The sequence below is a fragment of the Bacillus carboniphilus genome (assembly GCF_039522365.1).
GTDB classification, from domain to species: domain Bacteria; phylum Bacillota; class Bacilli; order Bacillales; family JC228; genus Bacillus_BF; species Bacillus_BF carboniphilus.
In genome coordinates, this window is sequence record NZ_BAAADJ010000060.1 from 72,541 (window position 1) to 97,051 (window position 24,511).

Genomic DNA, 24,511 nt, shown 5'->3' on the forward strand with positions numbered 1-24,511 from the left:
TTATCCAGCCTAGTTCCCGTTTGGCTGATATAATCCTCGCAATGAACAGAAGCGTACAAAAAAGAACCACCTAAGCGGCCCTTTTCTTTACTATTTATTATTCTGCACCAAAAGCCATTGCAATTTTCGCACCTACACGAGCATTATTTTTCACTAGTGCAATATTCGCTTCAAGACTTTTTCCGTCTGTCAGTTGTTTTACTTTGTCCAGTAGGAATGGGGTTACTTCTTTTCCGTGGATATGATTGGCCTCTGCTTCTGCCAATGCTTTACTGATTACTTCATTCATGAAGCTCTCATCTAATGCATCTTCTTCAGGTATTGGGTTTGCAATCACTACCCCTCCTTGAAGATTTAGGTCCCACTTCGTTTTAATTAGCTTTGCAATCTCATCCGGTGAATCTACTTTAATGTTGACTTCAAAAGGGCTAGTTCTTGTATAGAAAGCTGGGAGAGATTTTGTTTGATAGCCGATTACTGGAACTCCTTTGGTTTCAAGGTATTCCATTGTTAGGCCTAAATCTAATATAGACTTTGCCCCTGCACAAATGACAGCTACGTTTGTTTGAGCTAGTTCTTCCAGATCAGCAGAAATGTCCATTGTTTCTTCTGCACCTCGATGTACCCCGCCAATTCCTCCTGTTACAAAGAATTGAATGCCGGCTAATTGTGCACAAATCATGGTTCCTGCGACAGTAGTTGCTCCGTTTAATCCTTGAGCAACGATATAGGGTAGGTCTCTTCTACTTGCCTTGATTACACCTTCTGTTTTGGCAAGTTCTTCGATTTCATCTTTGGAAAGCCCGATATGAATGGTGCCATTTAGGATTGCGATTGTAGCTGGGACAGCACCAGCTTCGCGAATGATGTCCTCTACTTCAATGGCTGTTTGGATATTTTGTGGGTATGGCATACCATGTGTGATGATTGTTGATTCTAATGCAATAATGGGTGTTCCGTTTTCTTTTGCTGTTTTTACTTCTTCTGAAAGTATCATTTTGTAATTCATAGATGTCTCCTTTAATTTGTTTATTCATGAGCTTTAAGTTTTTTTTATTGTCTATTAATTTTTCTACTTTTGCATACTATGTTTCTTTAGATAATAGTTAGTTCCACGAACTCAGGCCGTTAATTTCCGTTGCAGGTGCTTGCTTTCCGTGGGCGGTCCGGGAGCCTCCTCGTCGCTATCGCTCCTGCGGGGTCTCCCTTGTCCCTTCCTCCCACAGGAGTCAAGCACCTTCCACTCCAATCAACTGCAGTCTGACAATAATATGCAAATATCAACTACTCTTACAAAAGCATGCATTCTAAAAAACATTATTTAAAATATCTATGAAAAGTCTCAAGCAATGTACTATGATTCAGGGATGTATTGACTGTTTCGTTTGTTTGGAGAGTTAGAATGGAACAAGCCACCCCTAGTTTACACGCATCCTCTGTACTAAATCCCTTTGCGGAGGCATACAGAATACCAGATACAAGGGAATCACCGGCACCTGTCACATCCTTCACGTTAATACTAGAAGGAGGAATAACCGCTCCTGCTTCACCAGCTTTTGTATAATAAATTAACCCTTTGTCTCCTCTGGTAATGACAGCGGATTCTACTCCTTTTTTTACAATTTCCTCTGCTGCCTTAAAATAGTCCCCATCAGTTACTATTTGATGATTTGAGATAACCTCTGCTTCCTCTTGATTAGCTATTAACCAAGTTACTCCCCTTAATTGATTAGGAAGATTCTTAGCTTTAGGCGAGGAAACCGGGGTAATCGTTAGAGAGAGATCTTCTTGAGCACAACGTTTAATGACATATTCCATTACTTCTGTCGAGAAGTTGGTATCTAGGAAGATCATGCCCGCTGATGATAAGAATCCCCATCTTTTCTCAATAAATGAAACGGTAACCTTATCATAAATCCCCATGTCCGCTAGAGCTACTTCCATTTCTCCACTTTCATTGAGGAGTGCCGTGTAGGTTCCAGTTGATTCCTCTGGCCATACCTGTGACGGAGTAACGTCCACAAACCTTTTCGTATGATCTAATAACCATTGACCTTCATGATCGTCTCCGACAACCGTAATCAAAGATACTTTACTGCCTAGTCTCCCAAGATTTTCAGCTACGTTTCTCGCAACTCCTCCACTTGCCTTTGTACTAAAAGCAGGGTTTGACGTTCCATAAATGAGTTTCTTATTAACCTGAAGCTTTTTATCTATGTTGGCTCCTCCAATACAGACAAATCCAGTATTGTTTGGAATGACATAGGCCCTTCCTAATAATTTTCCTTGTTTTGTTAACGTTGAAATGTAACCTGCTATCGCTGATCGGGATAAACCGGTTCTCTCAGCCATTTCATTCTGTGTTATAAAAGGATTTTCTTGGATAATTTGCAATATTAACGTTTCTTTCTCGTTCATAGTACTCCCCCCACCATACTTACCTTAATTTAAACAAATGTCCAAATAAATAACAAGTGTTTAAAAATAAAAAGCAACAAAATCCCAATAAAAGAACCCTAGTAGTTAACTAGGGTTAAAATCATGATTCTTCCGTATTATTTGGTAATATCAATATCTCTACTCTTCGATTTTTTGCTCTACCTTCATTGGTGCTGTTATCTGAAACTGGGTTGTATTCTCCATAGCCCTTTGCACTAAACATCCTCGGATCGAGTTGTTCATTTTCCAATAAGAGCTTCATAAAGTTAACGGCACGCATAACACTTAGTTCCCAATTCGATTCAAAGTTTATGTTCCGAATAGGCACATTATCTGTATGACCACTAATCACAATATTTCTAGTTTCTTCTAGTACCAATAAATCAGATAGTTCTCGTGCTATACGTAGATTTTCTGGACTCACTTCTGCACTACCTGAAGAAAACAAGATGCTGTCTCCAATGGTGATCATTAACCCTTCATCTGTTAGAGAGGTTTCTAGTTCTCCTTGTAACCCCTTCTCTTGAATAAACTCATTCATCGTTGTTTGAATGTCTTGAAGCTTTTCGGTTTCTGTTTGCTCTATTTCCCCTTCTGACTCTTTGTCCTTTTCTTTTTCCGTTGAATTACGGTCCATCGGGATTTCATCGGAAGATTCCTTTTCTCCTTCAGGAATTGGACTCGGATAGTCTAAAGGCCCTGTTCCACCAGTAAAAACATCATTGAAAGCTTTTGACAGCTGATTAAATTTACTCGCATCAACAGAACTCATTGAAAAAAGTACAATGAAAACAGCTAATAATAATGTTAATAAATCTGCATAGGGCAGTAACCATGATTCATCCATGTGGTGCCCTTCACTTTTTTTCTTCTTTTTCTTAGGCATCTTCCATCACGCCTTCTGTAAGGAGGTTCTTTCTTTCTTCTACTGGTAAGAAAGAAGCGAGTTTTTGCTCTATTATTCTAGGGTTCTCTCCTTCTAAAATGGAAAGGATTCCTTCAATCATCAAACGTTTCTGCTTGGCCTCTTCCATAGACTTCTGTTTTAGCTTGTTTGCAAATGGATGCCAAAGCATATAGCCCGTAAAGATCCCCATTAGCGTAGCAACAAAGGCTGCACTGATGGCTTCCCCGAGAGCAGCTGTGTTGTCCATATGGGTTAGTGCTGCAATCAGACCCACTACAGCGCCTAACACTCCTAAAGTTGGTGCATATGTACCTGCTTGTGAAAAAATGGCTGCACCTGAAGCATGTCTTTCTTCCATAGCTTCAATTTCTTCTGTTAATACATCTCTTATATATTCTGCACTTTGGCCATCAACTGCTAGCGTTAATCCATTCCGTAAAAAAGGATCATCAATATCCGAAGACGCTGCTTCAAGAGCCAATAAGCCTTCTTTTCTAGCTACTTGCGCCATGTCAGAGAAAGTCTGAATCAATTCTTGATCCGGTACTAATTTCTGTTCTTTAAAAATAACTCCGAATAACTTGGGAATTCGCTTAATTTCTTTTGTAGGAAAGGCTATGACTACTGCAGCAATTGTTCCTAGTATGATAATCAGTAAGGCAGCTGGATTTAATAACACTCCTACCTCTACATTTTTTAAAGTCATCCCAACGCCAATTGCGACAACTGCTAATATAATTCCTATAATTGATGTTTTATCCATGTGCGACACCTATCCTCTTGTACTTTAAAGCATTTTAATCCCATCATGTAAACAACACACATCTGGATAGGATTCTTATTCTTATTATCGACTCTACCCCTATCATTCTTAATAGTAAGTACGAAAATGGATATAAAAAAGGCTAATTTCTTAATTGATTGCTTAAAAAGACAAAAAAAGAGGTTCACTCTCGTAAGTGATCCCCACTTGTACATCAATTAGATTAAAATTCCCCTGTTTTCTTCGGTGACGCAAACTTTGACTCAATTCTATGTTCATAATTTTTAAATAAGGAACTATGAGTATTGGAGCCTTTTTTAGCTTGCATTTGATTCCATCTTAATAGCTTTTCATTTAACTTTGTTTGATGCCTTTTTCTTTCTTCCTCATCTTCACAATCCCTAATCAAGTCTTCGATCGACATGACTTCACGCTTTAATTCATTCTCTTCTTCGGAGTATCCTGCATTCTTCATGATCCTATAAGCCATGCGTAATTCTTCTGGGATGTGAGCTAAGTCATCTTTAGGTAGTGGCTTACCTTTTCCAGGAAGATTATCAAACTCACCTTCTCGCATAGCTCTTTTTATATGATCTTCAGCTATTGTGAAAAAACGGTCCATCCTACATCACCTCATTTGGTTTCACTACTATTGTATCAATAATTTCCAATTATACTCCTAGTCAGGTCTGAATTTTCTGTGAACTTTTTTCCAGTATAAGGACATGCCAGAATTCAAATTTATTGTTACAATATCAGTTGGGAACACTTTTGTTCCTTTTAGACAAATGCAGTTCGAAATATCCTGCTATATCAAAACTATTGGAGGTAATATAGATGGAAAACTCATGGATTCCTCAGTCTGGTCCTATGCCAAGACCAAAAAGTGTAGAAGAAGGACGTGAAGCTCTTAAAGGAGAGGCTTTCCCAAGTCCAAACGTAAGTAATATTACATTTAGAGCTTTAGAATTCACAGCAGTATGTCCAAAAACAGGACAACCTGATTTCGGAGAAGTAGAAATTTCTTATACACCTGATCAAAAGTGTATTGAATCAAAATCATTAAAGTTTTACCTATGGTCCTTCCGTGACGAAGGAGCGTTCTGTGAAACATTAGCAGCACGTATTGCTGATGATATCGTCTATGCGATTGATCCAAAGCGTGTAGAAGTAACGATTTATCAATCTCCTCGTGGAGGAATTGAATTAAAAACAACTGCTGTTAGAGAAAAATAAGCTTTTTTGTATGAAAACTCCTATTTGAATAGGGGTTTTTTATTTTTAAGTGTACAATGCAATATAGTTTTAGGATGAATTGATATTGGTTGGGAAATCTACTTGATAGGAAAGGGGTGTAATCTGTGGCTAGAGGAAAATCATTTGATCATAAGAAAAAAGGACATCCAGGACCATTCCCTCAAGGTAGTCAGGTAGAGAAACACAACACGGAGGCCCAAGAGGATGAGGAACTACTAGTTGTCCAAGAAGCTTTTAAAAATCGTGTGGAAGAAGAGGAAGTATAATTTTGAAACATCATTAGGAGAATCGCTCTCCTAATGATGTTTTCACCCATTTAAACAAACGTTTGATTAATATTAAACAAACGTTTGTTTAAATTTTTGTAGCATCCTAGAAATATTGATATCCATACTTAAAGTGCTTCCTTAATCCTTCAGAAAGTGTAAAGAATCCGTAGACTACAATGGATATTGCTATACATGCTGAGAATGGAATCCACTGGTACGTATAAATATCAAAGAGAACCTGGTCAAAGAGTAACGGCCATGCATTTGACGTGTTTTGAACTTCAAATACGGGAATAAAAGCTGCCTGAATCACTTGTATTTTGTGTGTAATGTAAATGTTAATAACCCCAAGCTGTCCGACTATAAATAATGTTCTTCCAAGATCTAAAAAGAAATTCACGGTTAATTCAGGAAGCAGTGCTGGCAAGTAATATTTTCTAAACAGCTTTGGTGGAGACGTCCCCACCGTAATGGCTGCTTCAATAAAGGTTCGACTAGAGATGGATCTAACTTGTGTAAAGATGAGTTCCGATACTCTACCAACTTCTAATAATGCAATAATAACGATCGCCCACCATAACCTATTAGGTGAATACATTAGATACGGTAAGTTCACCAAAAGGATAATCATAAAAATGGCGGGTACAAATGAAAAGGCTTGGCTAATAAAGTCCATGAACCCTTTTATCCACTTTGAATAAAAAGCCATGACACCCATAGGTACTGCAATGATATATCTTAGTATAGTTATGGAAAATATAATTAACAGAACTTCCTTCGTACCCAATACCAGCATACTGAATACATCCACACCATACCGGTCTGTTCCTAACCAGTTTTCCTCTGAAGGTGGAAAAGGTGGAATCTCCATCTTCCCATCAATTCTCCTCATGCCTTCCTTCGTTAGTTCATTGTCTACGAATGGTAAGAATGGTCCTGCAATGGCTATTGTAATCAAAATAATTAAGAAACTAATACCCAATTTAAGTTGAAGGTTCATTTTCACTTTCGTTTTCAACTTTCAGCACCCTCTTTCGCTAATAGGAAATGAGCTGCTATTTTACTAAGGATTTGTGCACATAGCACAACAAAGGTGAAGAGAACGATATATTCAATAACGAGAGGGATTTCAATATCCATATTGTCACCTGCTGCAAACTGTTTTTTGACATTAAAAGCTCGGTAGAATCTATAGGCTGCCCCTCTATATCCAATTAGGAATTCAACAATAAAAAGATTGGACAATAGGTATAGAATGATTGTGTTAAAGTGACTTATTATTTTTAACAAGCCATTTGAAAACATATGCCTCCAAATGATTTTACTAATCGATATTCCTTTACTCATTGCCGTTCTAACATAATCTTTCCCTGTCTCTTCATAAAGAATAGACTCTACCACTCTTGCAATATAAAAAACCGGATACATGGATAAAAAGAAGATCCCAAATAACTTATTATCAAGATTTTCATATCCATAAATATCGACTTCAGGGAACCCAAATCGAAAAAGAATGATAAGCCCCATTTGAATACATATAATCAGAAAAAAATCAGGAACTGAAAGAAAGAATGAGGTCGTCCTTCTTCCCACAATGTTGTACTTTAGTCCTGAATATCTAAAATCAAAATACCCCTTAAGAATCCCAAAAATAATACTCACAAAGATAGCAGGTATGAGAATAATTAAACTCTTTGAAAAGTATCTCCAAACCTCATATTCTACTGAATGCAGGTAAACGGTTTGCCCTAAACTTTTTTCTTCGATAACGGTTCCAAAGGTATTCTGAATGTTATCCCAATATTTCCCCCAAGAAAAAGTCGTAATATTTTCAGCATACTCTGCCGTCATCTCAACTCTAGAGCTACTATAATCTATTTGTGGATTCCCTCTTGGAAGAAGCACGATTAAAATGAGAGCCACTGTAACAAATAACCATATGCCTACAAGCTTAAACAACTGAGCTCCAAGGCTCATAATCCCATCCCCCATTGAATTGCAATTGAATATTCCCTTTGGCTGGCCTTAAAGGTCCTGGTTATTTCCATGCTTATATTTACTTTGGAAGAATTTTTGCAGTCCCTCACCAAATAGATAAAAACCTAACATCGTAATGGCAATGACTCCAACGGCTGTAAACGGAATCCATTCGTGTACCCTCATACTGGACATGAACTTCTCAAAATCCATAAATAAATTTGGCCACGTAAGGGAATCACTTTGGAAGATATAGGCTCCACTAAGTTGGGATTTCAAAGTATGTTGAACGAAAATCCCAGCCAAACCTAACTGAGCCAACAAGAATAGAACTCGTCCTGCATCAAAAGTAATATTAGTAAAGAGATGGGATTGTAAAAATGGCCAGTAATAATTCATAAATAATTTAGGTTTTGTACACCCCGATGCTATTCCACTTTCCACAAAGCTCTTTTTACCAATTTCTTCGATTGTTCTATAAATAATGTCCCCTGTTCTTCCAACCTCCGTTAAAGCAATCACTAAAATCAACCATAACGGTCGAACATCAGAGAACATAATCATAGGAAATCCGATAAATACAACAATAAAAAATAGCGGTGGCATACTGGTCGTCACCTGATAATAACAGCGTAGAAGGATTTCAACTGATTTCATATAATAGGCACCAATGCCAAGTGGAATCGCGATTAAATACCGAACCACTAGGATGCCAAGCAAAATCAATAAAGTATCTTTTGCCCCAACAATCACTTTACTTAAAATATCTACCCCTCTATGATCTGAACCCAGTGGGTATGTTTCCGAAGGTTCATAAGGGGGCATATGCCAACCATTTTCATCTCGGTAAACAATACTCTCAGATAATTCCCGGTCAACAAAAGGGAGGTAAGGTCCTACCAAGGCAGCCAGCAAAATCAAACCTATTATGAAGCCACCGATCATAAGCTGGTAATTTTTCATCATCCTTTTTCCCCCTTTTGATGAGGCGTCATCATTTCAGCACTAACCTTCGATAAAAAGCGTGAAGTGAAAATGATAATTGAAAAACAGATTGTATATAACAGGGCAGGGGCTAGGTAAATCTGCGGGTCGTGACCCACATAAAAACTCTCAGGTGGTGCTACAAATCTGAAAAAGTAAAAAGCAGCCCCTCTGAACATCGTCATCAATTCAACAATGAACAAATTAGATAAAACATACAGCGTGACAGTATCTAAATGGCTAAAAATCACAGGCATTGCATTTTTCAGTACATGTGTAAATATGATCTTATTGTTGCTAGACCCTTTCGATTTCGCCGTTCTTATGTAGTCAAACCCCATCTCACTCTCCAAAGTGATGTACGTAACGCGAGCAGAGTAAAAGAAAGGGTAAATACTTAGAAAAATTGTGCAGTAGATGTAGTTTTGAAGATATTCATCACCAATCAAATGTACTTCTTTAATAATTTCTGTATTGTATAAAAAGATTAGGAAGAACTGAATCACTACAATAAAGAAAAGATCTGGGATCGATAATGAAAGCCAGGTAGCTGGCTTTCCAGCTAGATTCCATTTTTTTGTTCTGGTCCGAAAATCGAATATCCCTTTTAAAATCCCACCCAAGAACCCGATTAAAATCGCTGGAATTAGGATTTTCATGCTTTTTATAAAAGTGTCTATCACAAAGCCATGCGTACTTTTTTCATAGATTTCTATTTCCTTGTATTCTTCTGATGTAAAAAAGGAAAAAGCTCCTTTTATTTCATTCCAATGCATGTCTATGGAATAAACTTGCTTTGCACTTAAAAACATGCCTCCTCTACCAGACTCGTACTCTACGTCTCTAGGAATCGTTAAAATAAGCAATAAAATAAAGGTTGTAACAACCCAGATCAGTAACTGTTTGGTAAATACCGAAATGATTTGCAGAAGTAGGCCCCCTTTTTCTACCTAATGTTTCAATTATTACTATTTTTTTACAATATAATAACACTTGTTACGAATTATGAATAGTCAAAATTTACTATTAACTAAAAAAGAGAATGAACCCTAGATTCATTCCCTTTAGTAGAATTTTTATAAGTCTACACTACCGTTTCGATTATATTTTTGATGGAAATATCGTTGAATTCCTTCTCCAGTTAAATAGAACGCAAGCATCGTGATTGCGATAGCAAAAATAGCTGAGAATGGCATCCACTCATATATACGAATCGTTTCATGTAGCCTATGGAAAAACATCGGCCAAGCATTTGTGTCACTCATCATTTGATAGGCTCCACTTAATTGGGATTCATATGTATGTTGAATAAAGATTCCCATTACTCCAAATTGGGCTAGTAGAAAAAGGATCTTTCCAGCATCAAACGTGACATTCGTAAAGATATGAGGTTGTAAAAATGGCCAATAGTATCGAGTAAATAACTTGGGTTTTGTACACCCCGCCACAATTCCACTTTCCACAAAGGACTTCTTCCCAATTTCAATGAGTGATCGATGGAACAACTCTGCCACCCTTCCAACATCCACAAGAGCTATGACAAGAATCATCCAGATTGGACGGATATCAGAAAAAAGAATGATTGGAAAGCCGATAAAAATAGAAACGATGAATATAGGTGGCATGCTCATAGAAAACTGATAAGCACAGTTCATCAAAAACTTGATGAACCTAGAATAATAAGCACCAATTCCTAAAGGAAGAGCTATTAAATACCTAATGAACAATATTCCAAAAACCATCATGAGTGTTTCTTTTGCTCCCATTAAAAGAATGCTTAGAAAGTCTCGTCCATTATGATCAGACCCTAATGGGAAATCTTCAGAAGGTGGGTAGGCGGGAACTTGAATCCCCTCTTCATTTCGGTACATCACTAATTCCTTCAGTTCTGCGTCAACAAATGGAAGATAAGGCGCAATAAAAGATAAAAGAATAATAGTAGTTAGCGTAAAACTACCAATTATGAGAGGATAATTTCTCATAAAGACTCGCCCCTTCCACTAGGAGTTACCGATGATGTACTGACCGCTGAAATCACTCTTGAAACAAATAAAATCCAAGTAAAAAAGATAGCGTACAGTAATGCTGGGATGTAGTGAATAGAGAATTGCTGTCCCACCATAAATCCTGACGGTGGAGCCACAAAAGTAAAGAAGTAGTAAGCGGCTCCTCTAAACATTGTAAAAAACTCAACAATAAATAAATTTGAGAGGACGTAAAGGACAACCGTATCCATGTGGCTAAAAATGACAGGTAACGCATTCTTCAACACATGAGTAAAAATAATCTTATTGGTTTTTGTACCTTTTGCCTTCGCCGTTCTTATATAGTCGAAGCCCATCTCACTCTCTAGTGAAATAAAGGTGGCCCTTGCCGTATAGAAAAACGGATAGATTGCTAAGAAGATAATGCAATATACATAGTTTTGTAAGTAATCATCACCTATTAAATGAACTTCAGTCAGAACTCCTTCCTTGTATAGGAAGATCAAAAAGAACTGAATCATAATAATAAAAAACAGGTCAGGAATAGATATGGAAAGCCAAGTGAGGGGTTTACCAAAAATGTTCCATTTTCTCCTTCGGGTTTTAAAATCAAAGGCCCCTTTTATAATTCCACCTAGGAAACCGAGAAATATCGCAGGAATTACAATCAGTAAACTCTTAAACACTGTATCTGAAACATGTTCAACAATTGATTTTTCATAAACCTTTATTTCTTGTAAGTCTCCGTTTGTAAAGGAGGCAAAGAATGAAAGGAATTGTTCTTTATGTAACTCAAAAGAATAGGTAGGTTCCGCAGAAAGAAACATGCCCCCTCTTCCAGCCTCGTACTCTACTGTTCTAGGTATTGTTAAAATAACGATTAAAACGAGCGTCATAATAACCCAAATCAGAAGCTGCTTTGTAACAATGTTTGCTATTCTCAGAAGAATCACCCCAGTTGAAATATTTATACATTTTCGACATTTCTCACCATCTTACCACTTTTTTTTTGCTAAGAAAAGATGTTTGATTGTTTATATTTGTAAATTAGTGGGGCTATGTTCTTACGATTCGGGGCATTCTCATGCAAAATAGAAAGGTATCCTAAATTCCGGAGGGTCTATCAGAAACTTTGCGACTTCTATCGGAAATTCTAGGAGTCCTATCGGAAACTTTGCGACTTCTATCGGAAATTCTAGGAGTCCTATCGGAAACTTTGCGGCTTCTATCGGAAATCCCAGAAGGCCTATCGGAAACTTTGCGACTTCTATCGGAATTTCCAGTGGACCTATTGGAAGCTTTGTGACTTCTATAGGAAATTCTTCAATAAAAAAAGCCTGAGTTCACCTCAAGCTTCTTCCTTAAACCCCATATCACCTAATACCTTATATGTTATATCGTCGCTCGGCGGATTATGGAGCCCCGCTCGGACATCTCGGTAATACCTCTCTAATGGATTCCCCTTAGACAAACTATGTCCACCAACAATCCTCATCGCCAAGTCAACTACATTCACGGCTGCATTGGTCACTTCTGTTTTAACAGCCATTAAGGTTGGGCCAAGCTCAATTCTTTTTTCCGAGTTCTCCCAAAGAGACGCCACATGATACATAAAATGACGTGACTTCATCAATTCTACATCCATTAAAGCAACCTTTCTTCTGATTTCTGGAATGTCACTAATAGGATGCGGCAAACTATTGGGCTGGTACTCTTTCGCAAATTCCACAGCAAAATCACGAGCTGCAGAGGCAATTCCTAAATAGCAAGCTGGTATATGCAGCAACCATGCTTGAGGTAGCTTCTTTTTCGCTTCCCCTTTCATACTCACTAAATACTCAGAAGGAACCCTAACCTGCTCCAAAATTAAATCATCACTCCTTGTACTTCTCATACCAAGAGTATTCCATGTTTCTTCAATTCGGAGTCCATCTGCTTCCTTAGGTATTAGAAACTCTCCAATCCCCTGCTTTTCCTCAATCCACGCCGTTACAATAAAATAATCAAGTGCTGGTGCTAAAGAAGTAAAGGTCTTCTTCCCACTAATCAACCAGGTTCCTTTTACTCTCTTAGCTTCAGTCTCCGGCTTTCCTCCGCGTGCAGGACTGCCAGTTTTGGGTTCTGTGGCCGCGCTGTTTATCAATATCCCATAATCAACCGCTTCTCTTGATATTTTTTCAAGCATAACAGGCGTCCACTTTTCCGTTTCATTTAATTGAATAAACGTCCCATTATGCCAACCCAAACAAAGTGCTGTGGCCCCATCACCCCTGGCAATCTCCTCTTGAACAAGTAAAAATGAATATAAAGGAAGACCTTGACCACCAAATTCATTTTGAACTGTTAACGCCGTAACCCCTGCATCTTTTAACATAGAAAAATGATCAAATGGGAAAGACCCTTCAATATCATGAATACTCGCTGTCTTTTTAAACTCAGAAGCTAATTCCTGGGCTTTTTGAACCCAGTACTCTTCTTTTTCATTCCGAATAAATAAGTTTTTCATGCTAACACATCCGTCTCTTTTTCGTTACTCTCCTATTGTATATGGTGGCCTCCGAAAAAGTGAAGTAATCCGATCTATTACATAAGAATTTAAACCTCAAGATTCAATTTTGGATAGTTCATTTATGATATTCTCTTGTTGTCGATCCGCCGTTTCGTTTGAAATGATTTCTTCTTGGACTAGTTTTCTAATGGCGTCACTTTCAGCATATAGGGTGTGTCGTTCTAGTGCTTTCATTTGCTTTTCTTTCAGTTCCGGGCTCGTCTCAAATAGGTTCGTTAAAGCATGCTGGATATGCTCAATTTCTTCTTCATATTTTTGGATAAATTCTCGGTATACAACTTCTGTAATAAACAGTTTTCTTTTTATACGATTTAATTCTTCAATCCCGATTTCAGCACGATGGAGTCTCGCTAAAAGCTCTTCAAATTCTTCGTTCCCTTTCTGCTTAGGCCGAACACCTAACATTCCTATAAATGGTTTGATTGTTAGTCCCTGAACAATTAAAGAGAAAAAAACAACGGAAAACGCAAGAATTAAAATCAAATCACGGTCAGGAAAATCTTTAGGTAGACTTAGTACTAGGGCAATAGAAAGGGACCCTTTCAATCCTCCCCAATTGATAATATGCTTCCACTTTGTTGGAAAATCTTTTTGAAAAACAAGACTCGTATAAACAGCTATACTCCTTGCTATCAAAACAAGTAATACGGCCACTATAATAAAACCCCATTTATCACTAAACTGGATTCTGGTTATTTCTAATCCTACCATTAAAAAAACGAGTGAATTAGCAAGTAGGGCTGCTACATCCCAGAAATTATTGATATTGAGTTTTGTCGTTGGACTCATACCAATCGAAGCCCCATAATTTCCGAATATAATAGCACCTACCACAACTGCTATAACTCCTGAGGCATGGATATTTTCAGCTAAGAGGAATGAACCATAAAATAACAAGATGCTAAAGATAATTTCTAATGGATAATCATCGAAATATTTAACTAATATAGAAAAGCCATACCCTAGGGCACCACCTATTAAAACACCTAAAAATACTACTTTGGCGAATTCAAAAACACCACTACCAATCCCTGGGACTCCCATATCTATGTACATCAATAAAGAAAATGCCGATATTTTAAATAATACAACTGCTAAACCATCATTAAAAAGGCTTTCTCCCTCCACCACTATCGCCAGTCTTTTTTGAACACCGACACTCTTAAAAATGGAAAGAACGCTTACTGGGTCAGTTGCACTCATCAAAGCAGCAAAAACAAATGAAGTCGGAATGGAGAAATCAAAGATCCAGTATAAGCTGAACCCTATAACAAGAAAGGAAAGGAAAGTTCCTCCGAATGCTAACGAAAGAATGGGTCCTTTATTATCTCGCAGCTTTGAATATGGAAGCTTAAGGGCAGCTTCTCCCAATAGAGCTGGTAGGAATAGTGTAATAACCATAAAGTGAAAAGTTTCTTCCTCTGTTACTAGTAGTTTTACGGGTTCTAGAAATGGAATATCCAATAATCCTATAATAGCACCGACAACGACAAGGACGATTGGATATGGTTGTTTAAATTTTTTAGCAATAGCCGTAATACCGGCTGCTAAAATGACCATTAAAAGTCCCATTTCAAAAATATGATGTAAGTCTTCCATCCCTTACCTCTCCTTTACAATCTTTTCATTATATTGTTTGTATCAAAATGGCAATCATACACGGATCAATGACAACGGCCATTAAACTTTATCTTGATTACTTTCATTTAATTACCAATAAATATAAAATAGGAGAGTGGAAGAAATACATAAGTTACTAAGTACATAAAAGGAGAGATTACATGTCTACATTCGAACAGCAATTAAAAAAATATGCTGAATTAGCTGTAAAAGTTGGGGTTAATGTTCAAAAAGGGCAAACGTTGGCGATATCTGCTTCCATAGAAGTTGCGGAATTTGTCCGTGAAGTTGCTAAGGAAGCTTATAAAGCAGGTGCCAAAAATGTAATGGTTGATTGGGCTGATGATGCAATATCAAGAATCAAGTATGATATGGCACCAGACGAAGCTTTCACTGAGTTTCCAATGTGGAGAGCTAAAGAGCGTGAAGAGTTAGCAGAAAACGGTGCGGCATTTATGTCTATCGTTTCTTCTAATCCTGACCTTTTTAAAGGTGTGGACCCTGAAAGAATTTCTAACTTCCAAAAGGCTGCTGGCCAAGCACTAAAAAAATATCGTCAATTTGTTCAATCAGACAAAATTGCCTGGACTGTTATTGCTGCACCATCTAAGGATTGGGCTGACAAAGTGTTCGCTGGTGAAGAAAACAGTCTAGATAAATTATGGGACGCTATCTTCAAAGCTGTTCGTGTAGACCAGGAAGATCCTGTAGCAGCATGGAAGAATCATGACGAAACACTTCATGAAAAAGTTGATTACCTAAATAACAAAAAATATAAAACCCTTCACTACAAAGCTCAAGGTACCGACTTAAAAATTGACCTTCATGAAAAACATCAATGGGCTGGTGCAGGAAGTGTTGACCCAAGAGGGGTTACCTTTATGGCGAACATGCCAACCGAAGAAGTATTCACAGTTCCTTTAAAAGAAGGTGTTAATGGTACAGTTTCTAGCACAAAGCCATTAAGCTATGGTGGAAACTTAATTGATAACTTCACACTAACTTTTGAGAATGGTCGAATTGTGGATGTAAAAGCAGAGCAAGGTGAAGCAATTTTGAAGAAGCTTGTTGAAACTGATGAAGGCTCACATTATCTCGGTGAGGTGGCACTTGTACCTCATGATTCACCTATTTCAAATTCCAATATCTTATTCTACAACACATTATTTGATGAAAATGCATCCAATCACCTCGCAATCGGTAATGGATATGCTTTCTGTATCGAAGGCGGAAAAACAATGAGTGAAGAAGAATTAGAAAAGCACGGTGTAAACTCAAGTATCACGCACGTTGACTTCATGATTGGTTCTGCCGATATGGATATCGACGGCATCAAAGAAGACGGTACGGTTGAACCAATCTTCCGTAACGGGAATTGGGCGTTTTAAACAAACGTTTGTTTAAATTTTATATGAAGGACGGACCCATTGGGTTCGTTCTTTTTTTATTCAAAAAAGAGTAATTTTTCCAACCTTGGGCAAATTATAATGGAAATTTTATACTTAGGAGGCAAATAGATGAATCACCAATCCGACCATCATGAGACCAACATAGAAAATGATGATACCCTCACGAATAGACAAGGACACCCTATTACGAATAATCAAAACATCCGTACGGTAAGTAATCGTGGGCCTGCAACTCTTGAGAATTATGACTTTATTGAAAAAATAAGCCACTTTGACCGTGAAAAAATTCCGGAAAGGATTGTTCATGCACGAGGTGCTGGTGCTCATGGGTATTTTGAAGCATATGGTACATGTGGCGATGAACCAGTTTCCAAATATACCCGCGCTAAGCTTTTTCAAGAGAAAGGAAAAAGAACTCCAGTATTTGTCCGTTTTTCAACTGTAGTACATGGGAATCACTCGCCTGAAACGGTCCGAGACCCCCGTGGATTTGCTGTCAAATTTTATACAGAAGATGGCAACTGGGACTTAGTCGGGAATAACCTTAAAATATTCTTTATTCGTGATGCGATGAAGTTTCCTGATATGATTCATGCGTTTCGCCCGGACCCTGTTACAAACTATCAGAATGCAGAGCGTTTCTTCGATTTTTGTGCTAATTCGCCTGAGACCTTCCATATGGTTACTTTTGTCTATTCACCATGGGGAATCCCAGCGAATTATCGCATGATGCAAGGATCTGGAGTAAATACATATAAATGGGTGAACCAAGAAGGAAAAGCTGTCCTTGTTAAATACCACTGGGAGCCAAAACAAGGAATCAAAAACCTAACAATGAAGGAAGCCCAAGAGATTCAAGGGAAGAATTTCAATCATGCGACCCAAGACTTATACGAAGCCATCGAACGTGGAGACTACCCAGAGTGGGAGCTTCTTGTTCAAATCATGGAAGATGGTCCTCATCCTGAACTTGATTTCGATCCGCTCGATGACACAAAGCTCTGGCCAGAAGATCAGTTCCCATGGAGAAAAGTTGGAAAAATGGTGCTGAACAAAAATCCTGAGAATTATCATAACGAAGTAGAACAAGCTGCCTTTGGTACTGGTGTTTTAGTCGATGGCCTTGACTTTTCTGATGATAAAATGCTGCAAGGACGGACCTTCTCTTATTCCGACACTCAGCGTTATCGTGTTGGGGCAAACTATCTACAACTTCCGATTAACGCACCGAAGAAGAGAGTGGCCACCAATCAAGAAGGCGGCATGATGAGCTACAATGTTGACCGCAAGAATCCGCATGTGAACTATGAGCCTTCTACCCTTGGTGGTTTTAAGGAAGCAAAACAGGTTGGGAAGGAACATACTCCTCATGTTGAAGGAAATCTGGTGCGAGAATCAATCGACCGTCAGAGTAACACAAAACAAGCAGGCGAAACTTACAGACGCTTTGAACAATGGGAAAAAGATGAACTTATTTCGAACCTTGTAGGTGACCTTTCCCAATGCGATCGACGACTCCAAGAAAAAATGATTGCTTTGGCGGAAGAAGCGGATGAAGAATATGGCCGTCGCCTACGCGAAGGCTTGGAACAGGCAGCTAAGGAAATGAAAAATGGCTCATCTGACGCTCACCATGTTCTTGGTGGTAGTGATGGAGAAAATGCTCCGGAAGAGGCTGAGGAAAAAGGACATAAGGCAGATCCATATTAAGGAATAAAGAAAGCCGGCTATAGTTCTGGCATACGCTCGTAACTTATAGCCGGCTTTTTGTTTCATTTTCTTTTGTCCTATTTTTTTGCACGGACGTCCTAGGTTTCCGGACAGGCCGCCTGGTTGCTGTCCCGTTTTCGCATGAACCACCCGGAATTCCGGACACACAACTCTCTTGCTGTCCCGTTTTCGCATGATCCACCCAGGTTTCGGGACACACAACTCTCTTGCTGTCCAGTTTTCACATGGGCCACCCAGATTTCCGGACACACAACTCTCTTGCTGTCCCGTTTTCGCATGGGCCACCCAGATTTCCGGACACACAACTCTCTTGCTGTCCCGTTTTCGCATGAACCAACCGGATTTCCGGACACACAACTCTCTTGCTGTCCCGTTTTCACATGGGCCACCCAGATTTCCGGACACACAACTCTCTTGCTGTCCCGTTTTCGCATTGACCAACCGGAATTTCGGACACACAACTTTCTTGCTGTCCCGTTTTAAATTTCATAATCAGTATTTCGGACAGTAGTCAGTAAAAGTTCCTAAAGTAGTTCCCTACCCCTTCTTCACAACCTCCACAACACCATCTTCTTCTAACTTCACTCGACCCTGTTTGTTAATCTGAACCTTTTCACCATCAGATAAGTTCGTAAAGATGATTGGTGTCATGGTCGAGGTGGCTTTTTCTTTTATCATGTTAATGTCCGCATCAACTAGCTTTTGACCCGCTTTGACTTCGTCGCCCTCTTTTACATGGACTTCAAACGGTTCACCTTGTAGCTCAACGGTATTGATTCCAATGTGTATTAGAATCTCACGTCCCGAGTTGGCTAGGATCCCAATTGCATGCTTTGTCGGAAAAACGTTTATAATCTTTCCATCAACCGGTGAAACCACTGTTCCTGAGGTTGGCTCAATCGCAAAACCGTCCCCCATCATCTTGCCTGAGAAGACTTGATCAGGTACATCTTCTAATGGATGTAAGGTCCCTTCCATCGGGGCGACAATGTCATCCTCTTGATGGACATGGTTTTGAAGGGCATCTGGGTTGACTTCTTCAATTTGTTGTTCAACCTCTTCTTCGATATTATTTGGTTCCTTTGTTGGTCTAGGGGCTTTCCCTTCCATAATATCCTTCATCTGCCCCTTGATTTGATCCGAGCGTGGTCCAAAGATGGCTTGAATATTATTTCCGACTTCCAAAACTCCTGAAGCTCCTAGTTTTTTTAGACGATTTTTATCCACTTGCTCCTTGTCATTAACGGATACTCTTAAACGAGTAATACAAGCATCGAGGTGATCAATATTTTCTTTACCACCCATCGCTTCTAAAATGTCATTGGCCAAATTGTTCGTTCCGGTTGGAGCTTTTCCTTCTGTCTCTCCCTCTTCCTCTTCTTCTTCTCTACCAGGCGTCTTTAAGTTAAAGGTGCGGATTGCAAATCTAAATCCAAAATAATAAATGACTGCAAATCCAAGTCCGATTATAATGACCCACCACCATGGGGTTCGTCCAGGAAGAACACCAAATAACATGAAGTCAATGACTCCACCCGAGAATGTCATCCCGATTTTCACACTAAATAGATGCATCATCATGAAAGATAGTCCGGCAAAAATACAGTGAATTCCAAATAGTAAAGGTGCTACAAATAGAAAAGAAAACTCAATTGGCTCTGTGATTCCCGTCAGGAATGAAGTAAGGGCTGCTGAAGCCATGATTCCACCCACTACCTTCTTCCTCTCAGGTTTTGCTTCATGATATATAGCTAACGCAGCTGCCGGTAGTCCAAACATCATGAACGGGAACTTCCCTGTCATAAACGTACCGGCTGTGAATTTCTCTACGCCATCTTTTAATTGTGCAAAGAAGATTAAGTTATCTCCTCTTACAACTTCGCCCGTAGCGTCGACGTAAGAACCAAATTCAAACCAAAATGGTGCATAGAAAATATGATGAAGTCCAAAAGGAATGAGTGCGCGTTCAATGACACCAAAGATAAACGCAGAAAGAGCAAGATTCGCACCTAATAAAGTCTCTGAAAAAGCATTTAATCCGTCTTGTATAGGTGGCCATATAAACGTCATAAGGGCTCCCACTAATAAAGCAGAAGCTGCGGTTATAATTGGAACAAATCGCTTCCCTGCAAAAAATCCTAGATAGGAAGGGAGTTCAATATTGTAAAACTTTTGAAATAGGTAGTAAGCTAGTAATCCGATGATAATACCGCCAAATACCCCTGTGGACAACGTGGGAATACCTAGCACATTCGCATACGCTTGGTTATCCGCCACCATCTCTGGTGTGATTCCTAAGATTACACTCATCGTTACATTCATGATGAGGAATCCGACTATAGCGGCTAACCCAGCTACACCATCACCACCAGCCAATCCTACAGCTACTCCTACTGCAAAAAGAAGGGCAAGGTTTCCGAAAATGATATCTCCTGAGCTTTGCATAATGTCAGCGATAAACTGAAACGTATCCCCTCTAAAAACAGGAGCAATATTAAGAAACTGTTCTGTTTTCAAGGTCGCCCCCAGCCCAAGTAAAATACCAGCTGCGGGTAAGAGTGCAACAGGTAGCATCAAGGCCTTCCCTACTTTTTGCAGGGTACCAAAAGCCTTTTTCATACATAAAACCTCCTTCAAACATTTTTCAGTAGTTTTCCTTAAACCTTAGGAATTCATGTAGGCAGGAGGTTTTTATTCATGAGAGTGCACGTTGAAAATCATCCTCTAGACGGAGTCTTTCCCCTTCCAAAGGCGTTTTTACGATCCTCATTAGTCGAATATGATAAGACTATCGAAACGCGGAAGGGGAAACAGAGTATGAAAAAGATGCTCGCATTATTTCAAAATACAACGTACCGAAACCTATTTTTAGCCAATGTTTTATCGCAGCTTGGTAGTATCATTGGGATGACAGCTTTCACACTATTTTTATTGAATCGATTTTCTGAAAATCCTGCCTACGCAACGATTACTGAATTGATGTATTCAATACCAACACTTTTCGTTTTCTTTTTAGTCGGTGTATTTGCGGATAAGCTGGATCGTCAAAAAATAGCTTATTATTGTGACTTTATCTGCGCAGGATTATCCGTCGTATTACTAGTAGCCATCATTACTGAATGGATGCCCTTCATTTTTTTTGTCTTATTCTTAAGAAGTGCCATTCAGAAATTTTTCTTCCCGGCAGAACATGCCATGGTTCAAGGCATCTTAAAGAAAGATGATTATAGTACTGCGGCTGGATTAAATCAGATGGTCATGAGTCTTTTTATGCTATTTGGCAGTGGAATAGGAGTGGTGCTTTACTGGACAATTGGTTTGTACGGAGCCATTATCGTTGATACATTGACATTTGTTTTAAGTGCCATTTTTATTAGAAAAATTTCAGTTGCAGAATCTGTCAGATTACCAAATGGACCTCACACATTAAAAGATATCAATTTTAGCTTTGTTTTTGGGAATTTTAAAGAGGGTCTTCTCTATATTCTAAAAAACAAACTTCTACTCACTTTAATTTTTGGGTTCTTTTTATTCGGAGTGGTCAACGGTGGATTTTCTGTCATGCCCATCTTCATGCTGAAATATAAATTAGCTCCGGAAAATTATGAGCAATTGTCAGCTGTCATGGGGATTATTTTCGGGGCTGGTGCGTTAATTGGTGGTTTCGTCGCCTCCTTGATTTCTCAAAAAATGAAGCTTTACCAGATGATTGTTATTGGCTTGTTACTCTCTGGCGCCTTCATCATTATGTCAGCCTTTTCTACGAGTTTTTGGATGCTTGCTATCTTTTTCTTCTGCATCGCTTTCTGCCTTCCGCTTATCAATATCGGGATCGGCGGTTGGATGCCAAGTATTGTGGACCCTAAAATGATGGGCCGTGTTCAAGGATGGATTAGTCCTTTAACCATGCTTGCCCAGAGTATTATGCTTGGTTTCATTGCTTATAGCTTTCCTACTATTATTTCAATTGAAGCGTTGTATTGGATTGTGGGTCTATCCCTTGTCAGCGTTGGTATTTTCTATGGTCTCATGTTACCTAGATTTACAGATAAAGAAGAAGTCGATCCTTCTCTTTCCAAAGCGAATGCAACCGCATGAAAATTGAAACCAAAACGCAGCATACTACGTAGAAGTATTATCAAATAATAGGAGGCATTTCGATGATTGTTTCAACTACTTCACATTTACAAGGAAAAGAAATTGACCGTTATATCGGAGTTGTTAGCGGAGAAGCTATTATGGGAGCCAATGTAGTGAGAGACTTTTTGGCTGGCATTACAGATATCATTGGTGGACGCAGTGGTGCTTACGAAAGCAAATTGGCTGAAGGGCGTGAAATTGCTTTACGAGAAATGCAAGATAAAGCCATGAAGCTAGGTGCTAATGCGGTAATCGGAGTGGACCTTGATTTTGAAACGGTGCAAAACGGGATGATGTTGTGTGTGGCAACAGGAACCGCTGTTGTATATAAATAAGAACTTTTACTGAGTGCAGATAACTTTTGGTTACCTGCATTTTTTTATTTAAAGGCTTGGCCTACACGTCCATTTATAGCTTGTCATATATTAACCTTATAAGTATGAATGGTTAGGAGTGATTACATGAACAGACAATTCCCTTATCCCGCTCCCCCCTATATGAATATTACAGTACATCCTTATTCAACCTATTACAGCCCTGCCCCAAATGTTCACATTCAGTATCCAGTTTTGCCCCCTCATTATGGGTACACGCACAAAATTCATCTTCCTTCTTCTTTTGTCCCTTATTCAGGTCCCCGAGAACATAAGTAGTTTCATAGAAAAAACGAGCTCAACTTATACAAGTGAGCTCGTTTTCAATTTATTCACTTTTAATTACAAACGTCATAATGGCAAAAATAATAAAGCTAACTAAAAGAGTTGTTCCGCCGACAATGTAAAAGACCGTTACCAAACCACTAGGCAATGGGAAAGGGTTAAGGTTATATAACCACATTCCGAGCGTTAACCCAATAGAACCGATGATGGCTGTCCATACATGCGCTACCGCTAGCTTCGAATTTTGGGGAACTTTGTATGTTTTATAGTAGACGGAAAATGCAAAAAGTGTTAGCCAGCCTACGACCAGAATATGTGCATGGATCGGTTTTAACTGATAGGCGCCTGACCCTGCCATATGCGAACCAATAAAAGCCCCAATAAGAGCATAGATAGCAGATACCCTAAGCAAAAGTGTTGAATATTTCATGTAAAATCTCCTTTTGTCTATGAACTTCATATTGTTTCATTATAATAGAATCATAGTTTCTACAGTAGAGATACATTCATATGTAATAAAATTTTCAAAAAAGAGAAAATGCCCCGTATCTTTTTGAACGCTCATTTTGTCTTGTATATGAACTACTTTTTAGGAGGAATTTCATTGAAGATATTTGAAGAAAGTAGAAAAATTCGCAAAGAGTTTGAAGACTGGATACAGGATTACCGCAAACCATTATGGGATTATTGCTTGAAATTAACAAAGAATGTTTGGGATGCAGAAGATTTATTTCAGGACACCTTATTGAAATCATTTTCACAATTGAATTACTTGTACCAAGCCGTCTCACCTAAGTCCTATTTATTTAGAATGGCTACCAACCATTGGTTGAACACGATTCAAAAGCGTAAGCGCACAATCTCAGTTGATGAAGAAGTGTTAGAGACCATTCCTGCTACTGATATGCCAGACCCATTAGAACTACAGGCTGGTTTTAAGAGGATGTCAGAACGACTTACTCATCAACAACAAGCTGCTTTCCTTTTGACTAAAGGGTTTGGCTTTACGAATCGGGAGGCTGCCGAATATCTATCCTTAACGGAAGGGGCGGTAAAATCATTGTTGAAACGAGCAAAGGATAATTTAGGGAAAAGCACTGAAGCTGATTTACATACGAATGTAGCCATTTCACCACTTATGAATGCCTACCTGGAGGCTTTTAATCAAAAAAATCCTGATGCTATTGCTGCTCTTCTTAGTGAACATGCCACCATGGATATCGTTGGTGTTTCCCATGAATACGGAAAAGAAACAATCCGCAAATCATCGCTCAATGATTGGAGCCAAGACCCTGTTGCAGCTATCGGAGAATGGGCTGTCATTGACGGTGAAAGCGTTGTGTTGGCTTGGACACCTGAAAATCAACTCTATACGATCATCCGGGTTGTTGAGAGTGATGATCAAATTACAACGATTCATGAGTATTACTTTAGTCAGGAGCTTTCAGAGCATATTGCTTCACTTTACAACCGTGAGTCTTGTGAGAACGGGACTTTTTGGGATGAGAAGTGGAAGAGTAATGTATGATTTGATTTCCGATAAGCATCTTTTTTGTACATCTAGCAACTAGCCGGACACTGGTTCCGTTATTTTTATGAAAATGCCGGTTTTCGGGGGGCGAACGGACTCTCGTTCCGTTATTTGACTGTTTTGGGTTCTTTTGATGCCGATTTTGGTCAAATAACGGATTCTCTGTAGTCAAGTCCATAATATTGTGTAAAATTGATTACAAGTATCAACCAGCTTTGTATTGGTAATGTGTATGATTTTGATTTGGTTTGGAAGGGGCCCCTTCCAAACC

22 protein-coding genes are annotated in these 24,511 nt (G+C 38.9%); 7 read left to right on the top strand and 15 right to left on the bottom strand.

The annotated features are described in order from the left end of the window. Positions 1-97 precede the first annotated feature (97 nt). The 5 genes from ABDZ91_RS18040 to ABDZ91_RS18060 all read right to left on the bottom strand — a co-directional run bounded on the left by ABDZ91_RS18040 (position 98) and on the right by ABDZ91_RS18060 (position 4,731). Positions 98-1,009, bottom strand: coding sequence for a pseudouridine-5'-phosphate glycosidase (locus ABDZ91_RS18040; RefSeq protein WP_343802041.1), 912 nt, complete (start codon positions 1,007-1,009; stop codon positions 98-100). A 308-nt stretch (positions 1,010-1,317) separates the two neighbouring features. Beyond that, positions 1,318-2,418: a carbohydrate kinase gene (locus ABDZ91_RS18045; protein WP_343802044.1), complete on the bottom strand. Its 1,101-nt coding sequence runs from the start codon at positions 2,416-2,418 to the stop codon at positions 1,318-1,320. A 121-nt stretch (positions 2,419-2,539) separates the two neighbouring features. After that, entirely contained in the window at positions 2,540-3,325 is a 786-nt protein-coding gene (gene motB / locus ABDZ91_RS18050) for a flagellar motor protein MotB (protein WP_343802047.1), read from the bottom strand. After that, a complete protein-coding gene (gene motA / locus ABDZ91_RS18055) occupies positions 3,318-4,109 on the bottom strand; it encodes a flagellar motor stator protein MotA (protein ID WP_343802050.1) in 792 nt (263 codons plus the stop codon). Before motA ends, motB begins: the two co-directional genes overlap by 8 nt. Positions 4,110-4,332: 223 nt before the next feature. Beyond that, positions 4,333-4,731 (bottom strand): DnaJ family domain-containing protein, encoded by a 399-nt coding sequence (locus tag ABDZ91_RS18060; protein ID WP_343802053.1) that lies wholly within the window; start codon positions 4,729-4,731, stop codon positions 4,333-4,335. Between the two features lie 215 nt (positions 4,732-4,946). Here ABDZ91_RS18060 and queF point away from each other — a divergent pair, with 215 nt between their 5' ends. Both queF and ABDZ91_RS18070 read left to right on the top strand, forming a co-directional pair. Further along, complete coding sequence (gene queF / locus ABDZ91_RS18065; RefSeq protein ID WP_343802056.1) at positions 4,947-5,345, top strand: preQ(1) synthase; 399 nt, start codon at positions 4,947-4,949, stop codon at positions 5,343-5,345. Positions 5,346-5,470: 125 nt separating this feature from the next. Beyond that, the gene (locus ABDZ91_RS18070) at positions 5,471-5,632 is read left to right on the top strand and encodes a hypothetical protein (RefSeq protein WP_343802059.1); all 162 of its coding nucleotides are present in this window, start codon (positions 5,471-5,473) and stop codon (positions 5,630-5,632) included. Between the two features lie 106 nt (positions 5,633-5,738). On the opposite strand, the gene ABDZ91_RS18075 is transcribed toward ABDZ91_RS18070, so the two are convergent. From ABDZ91_RS18075 to ABDZ91_RS18110, 8 genes are all read right to left on the bottom strand, one after another. Further along, positions 5,739-6,653 carry an ABC transporter permease gene (locus tag ABDZ91_RS18075; protein WP_343802062.1) on the bottom strand — a complete coding sequence of 305 codons (915 nt, stop codon included), beginning with the start codon at positions 6,651-6,653 and terminating at the stop codon, positions 5,739-5,741. Continuing rightward, positions 6,650-7,612 (bottom strand): ABC transporter permease subunit, encoded by a 963-nt coding sequence (locus tag ABDZ91_RS18080; RefSeq protein ID WP_343802065.1) that lies wholly within the window; start codon positions 7,610-7,612, stop codon positions 6,650-6,652. Before ABDZ91_RS18080 ends, ABDZ91_RS18075 begins: the two co-directional genes overlap by 4 nt. 48 nt (positions 7,613-7,660) lie before the next feature. Then, positions 7,661-8,578 carry an ABC transporter permease subunit gene (locus ABDZ91_RS18085; RefSeq protein WP_343802068.1) on the bottom strand — a complete coding sequence of 306 codons (918 nt, stop codon included), beginning with the start codon at positions 8,576-8,578 and terminating at the stop codon, positions 7,661-7,663. Continuing rightward, a complete protein-coding gene (locus tag ABDZ91_RS18090) occupies positions 8,575-9,408 on the bottom strand; it encodes an ABC transporter permease subunit (RefSeq protein ID WP_343802071.1) in 834 nt (277 codons plus the stop codon). The genes ABDZ91_RS18085 and ABDZ91_RS18090 overlap by 4 nt, the downstream gene beginning before the upstream one ends. 264 nt (positions 9,409-9,672) lie before the next feature. Further along, on the bottom strand, positions 9,673-10,578 hold the full coding sequence (locus ABDZ91_RS18095) for an ABC transporter permease subunit (RefSeq protein ID WP_343802076.1): 906 nt from the start codon (positions 10,576-10,578) through the stop codon (positions 9,673-9,675). Further along, positions 10,575-11,477 carry an ABC transporter permease subunit gene (locus ABDZ91_RS18100; protein ID WP_343802079.1) on the bottom strand — a complete coding sequence of 301 codons (903 nt, stop codon included), beginning with the start codon at positions 11,475-11,477 and terminating at the stop codon, positions 10,575-10,577. Before ABDZ91_RS18100 ends, ABDZ91_RS18095 begins: the two co-directional genes overlap by 4 nt. A gap of 452 nt (positions 11,478-11,929) precedes the next feature. Continuing rightward, a complete protein-coding gene (locus tag ABDZ91_RS18105; protein WP_343802082.1) occupies positions 11,930-13,087 on the bottom strand; it encodes an acyl-CoA dehydrogenase family protein in 1,158 nt (385 codons plus the stop codon). A gap of 96 nt (positions 13,088-13,183) precedes the next feature. After that, a complete protein-coding gene (locus tag ABDZ91_RS18110; RefSeq protein ID WP_343802085.1) occupies positions 13,184-14,749 on the bottom strand; it encodes a Na+/H+ antiporter in 1,566 nt (521 codons plus the stop codon). Between the two features lie 182 nt (positions 14,750-14,931). On the opposite strand from ABDZ91_RS18110, the gene ABDZ91_RS18115 reads away from it, so the two are divergent. Both ABDZ91_RS18115 and ABDZ91_RS18120 read left to right on the top strand, forming a co-directional pair. Next, on the top strand, positions 14,932-16,158 hold the full coding sequence (locus ABDZ91_RS18115; RefSeq protein ID WP_343802088.1) for an aminopeptidase: 1,227 nt from the start codon (positions 14,932-14,934) through the stop codon (positions 16,156-16,158). 129 nt (positions 16,159-16,287) lie between these two features. After that, complete coding sequence (locus ABDZ91_RS18120) at positions 16,288-17,889, top strand: catalase (RefSeq protein WP_343802091.1); 1,602 nt, start codon at positions 16,288-16,290, stop codon at positions 17,887-17,889. A gap of 558 nt (positions 17,890-18,447) precedes the next feature. Here the strand turns inward: ABDZ91_RS18120 and ptsG are convergent. Next, positions 18,448-20,529 (bottom strand): glucose-specific PTS transporter subunit IIBC, encoded by a 2,082-nt coding sequence (gene ptsG / locus ABDZ91_RS18125; protein ID WP_343802094.1) that lies wholly within the window; start codon positions 20,527-20,529, stop codon positions 18,448-18,450. A gap of 198 nt (positions 20,530-20,727) precedes the next feature. Here ptsG and ABDZ91_RS18130 point away from each other — a divergent pair, with 198 nt between their 5' ends. Then, a complete protein-coding gene (locus ABDZ91_RS18130; protein ID WP_343802096.1) occupies positions 20,728-22,008 on the top strand; it encodes an MFS transporter in 1,281 nt (426 codons plus the stop codon). Positions 22,009-22,070: 62 nt separating this feature from the next. Then, positions 22,071-22,385, top strand: coding sequence for a YbjQ family protein (locus tag ABDZ91_RS18135; protein WP_343802098.1), 315 nt, complete (start codon positions 22,071-22,073; stop codon positions 22,383-22,385). A 367-nt stretch (positions 22,386-22,752) separates the two neighbouring features. Here ABDZ91_RS18135 and ABDZ91_RS18140 read toward each other — a convergent pair whose 3' ends face one another. Next, positions 22,753-23,139: a hypothetical protein gene (locus ABDZ91_RS18140; protein ID WP_343802101.1), complete on the bottom strand. Its 387-nt coding sequence runs from the start codon at positions 23,137-23,139 to the stop codon at positions 22,753-22,755. Between the two features lie 174 nt (positions 23,140-23,313). On the opposite strand from ABDZ91_RS18140, the gene ABDZ91_RS18145 reads away from it, so the two are divergent. Continuing rightward, a complete protein-coding gene (locus ABDZ91_RS18145; protein ID WP_343802104.1) occupies positions 23,314-24,237 on the top strand; it encodes a sigma-70 family RNA polymerase sigma factor in 924 nt (307 codons plus the stop codon). Positions 24,238-24,511 lie beyond the last annotated feature (274 nt).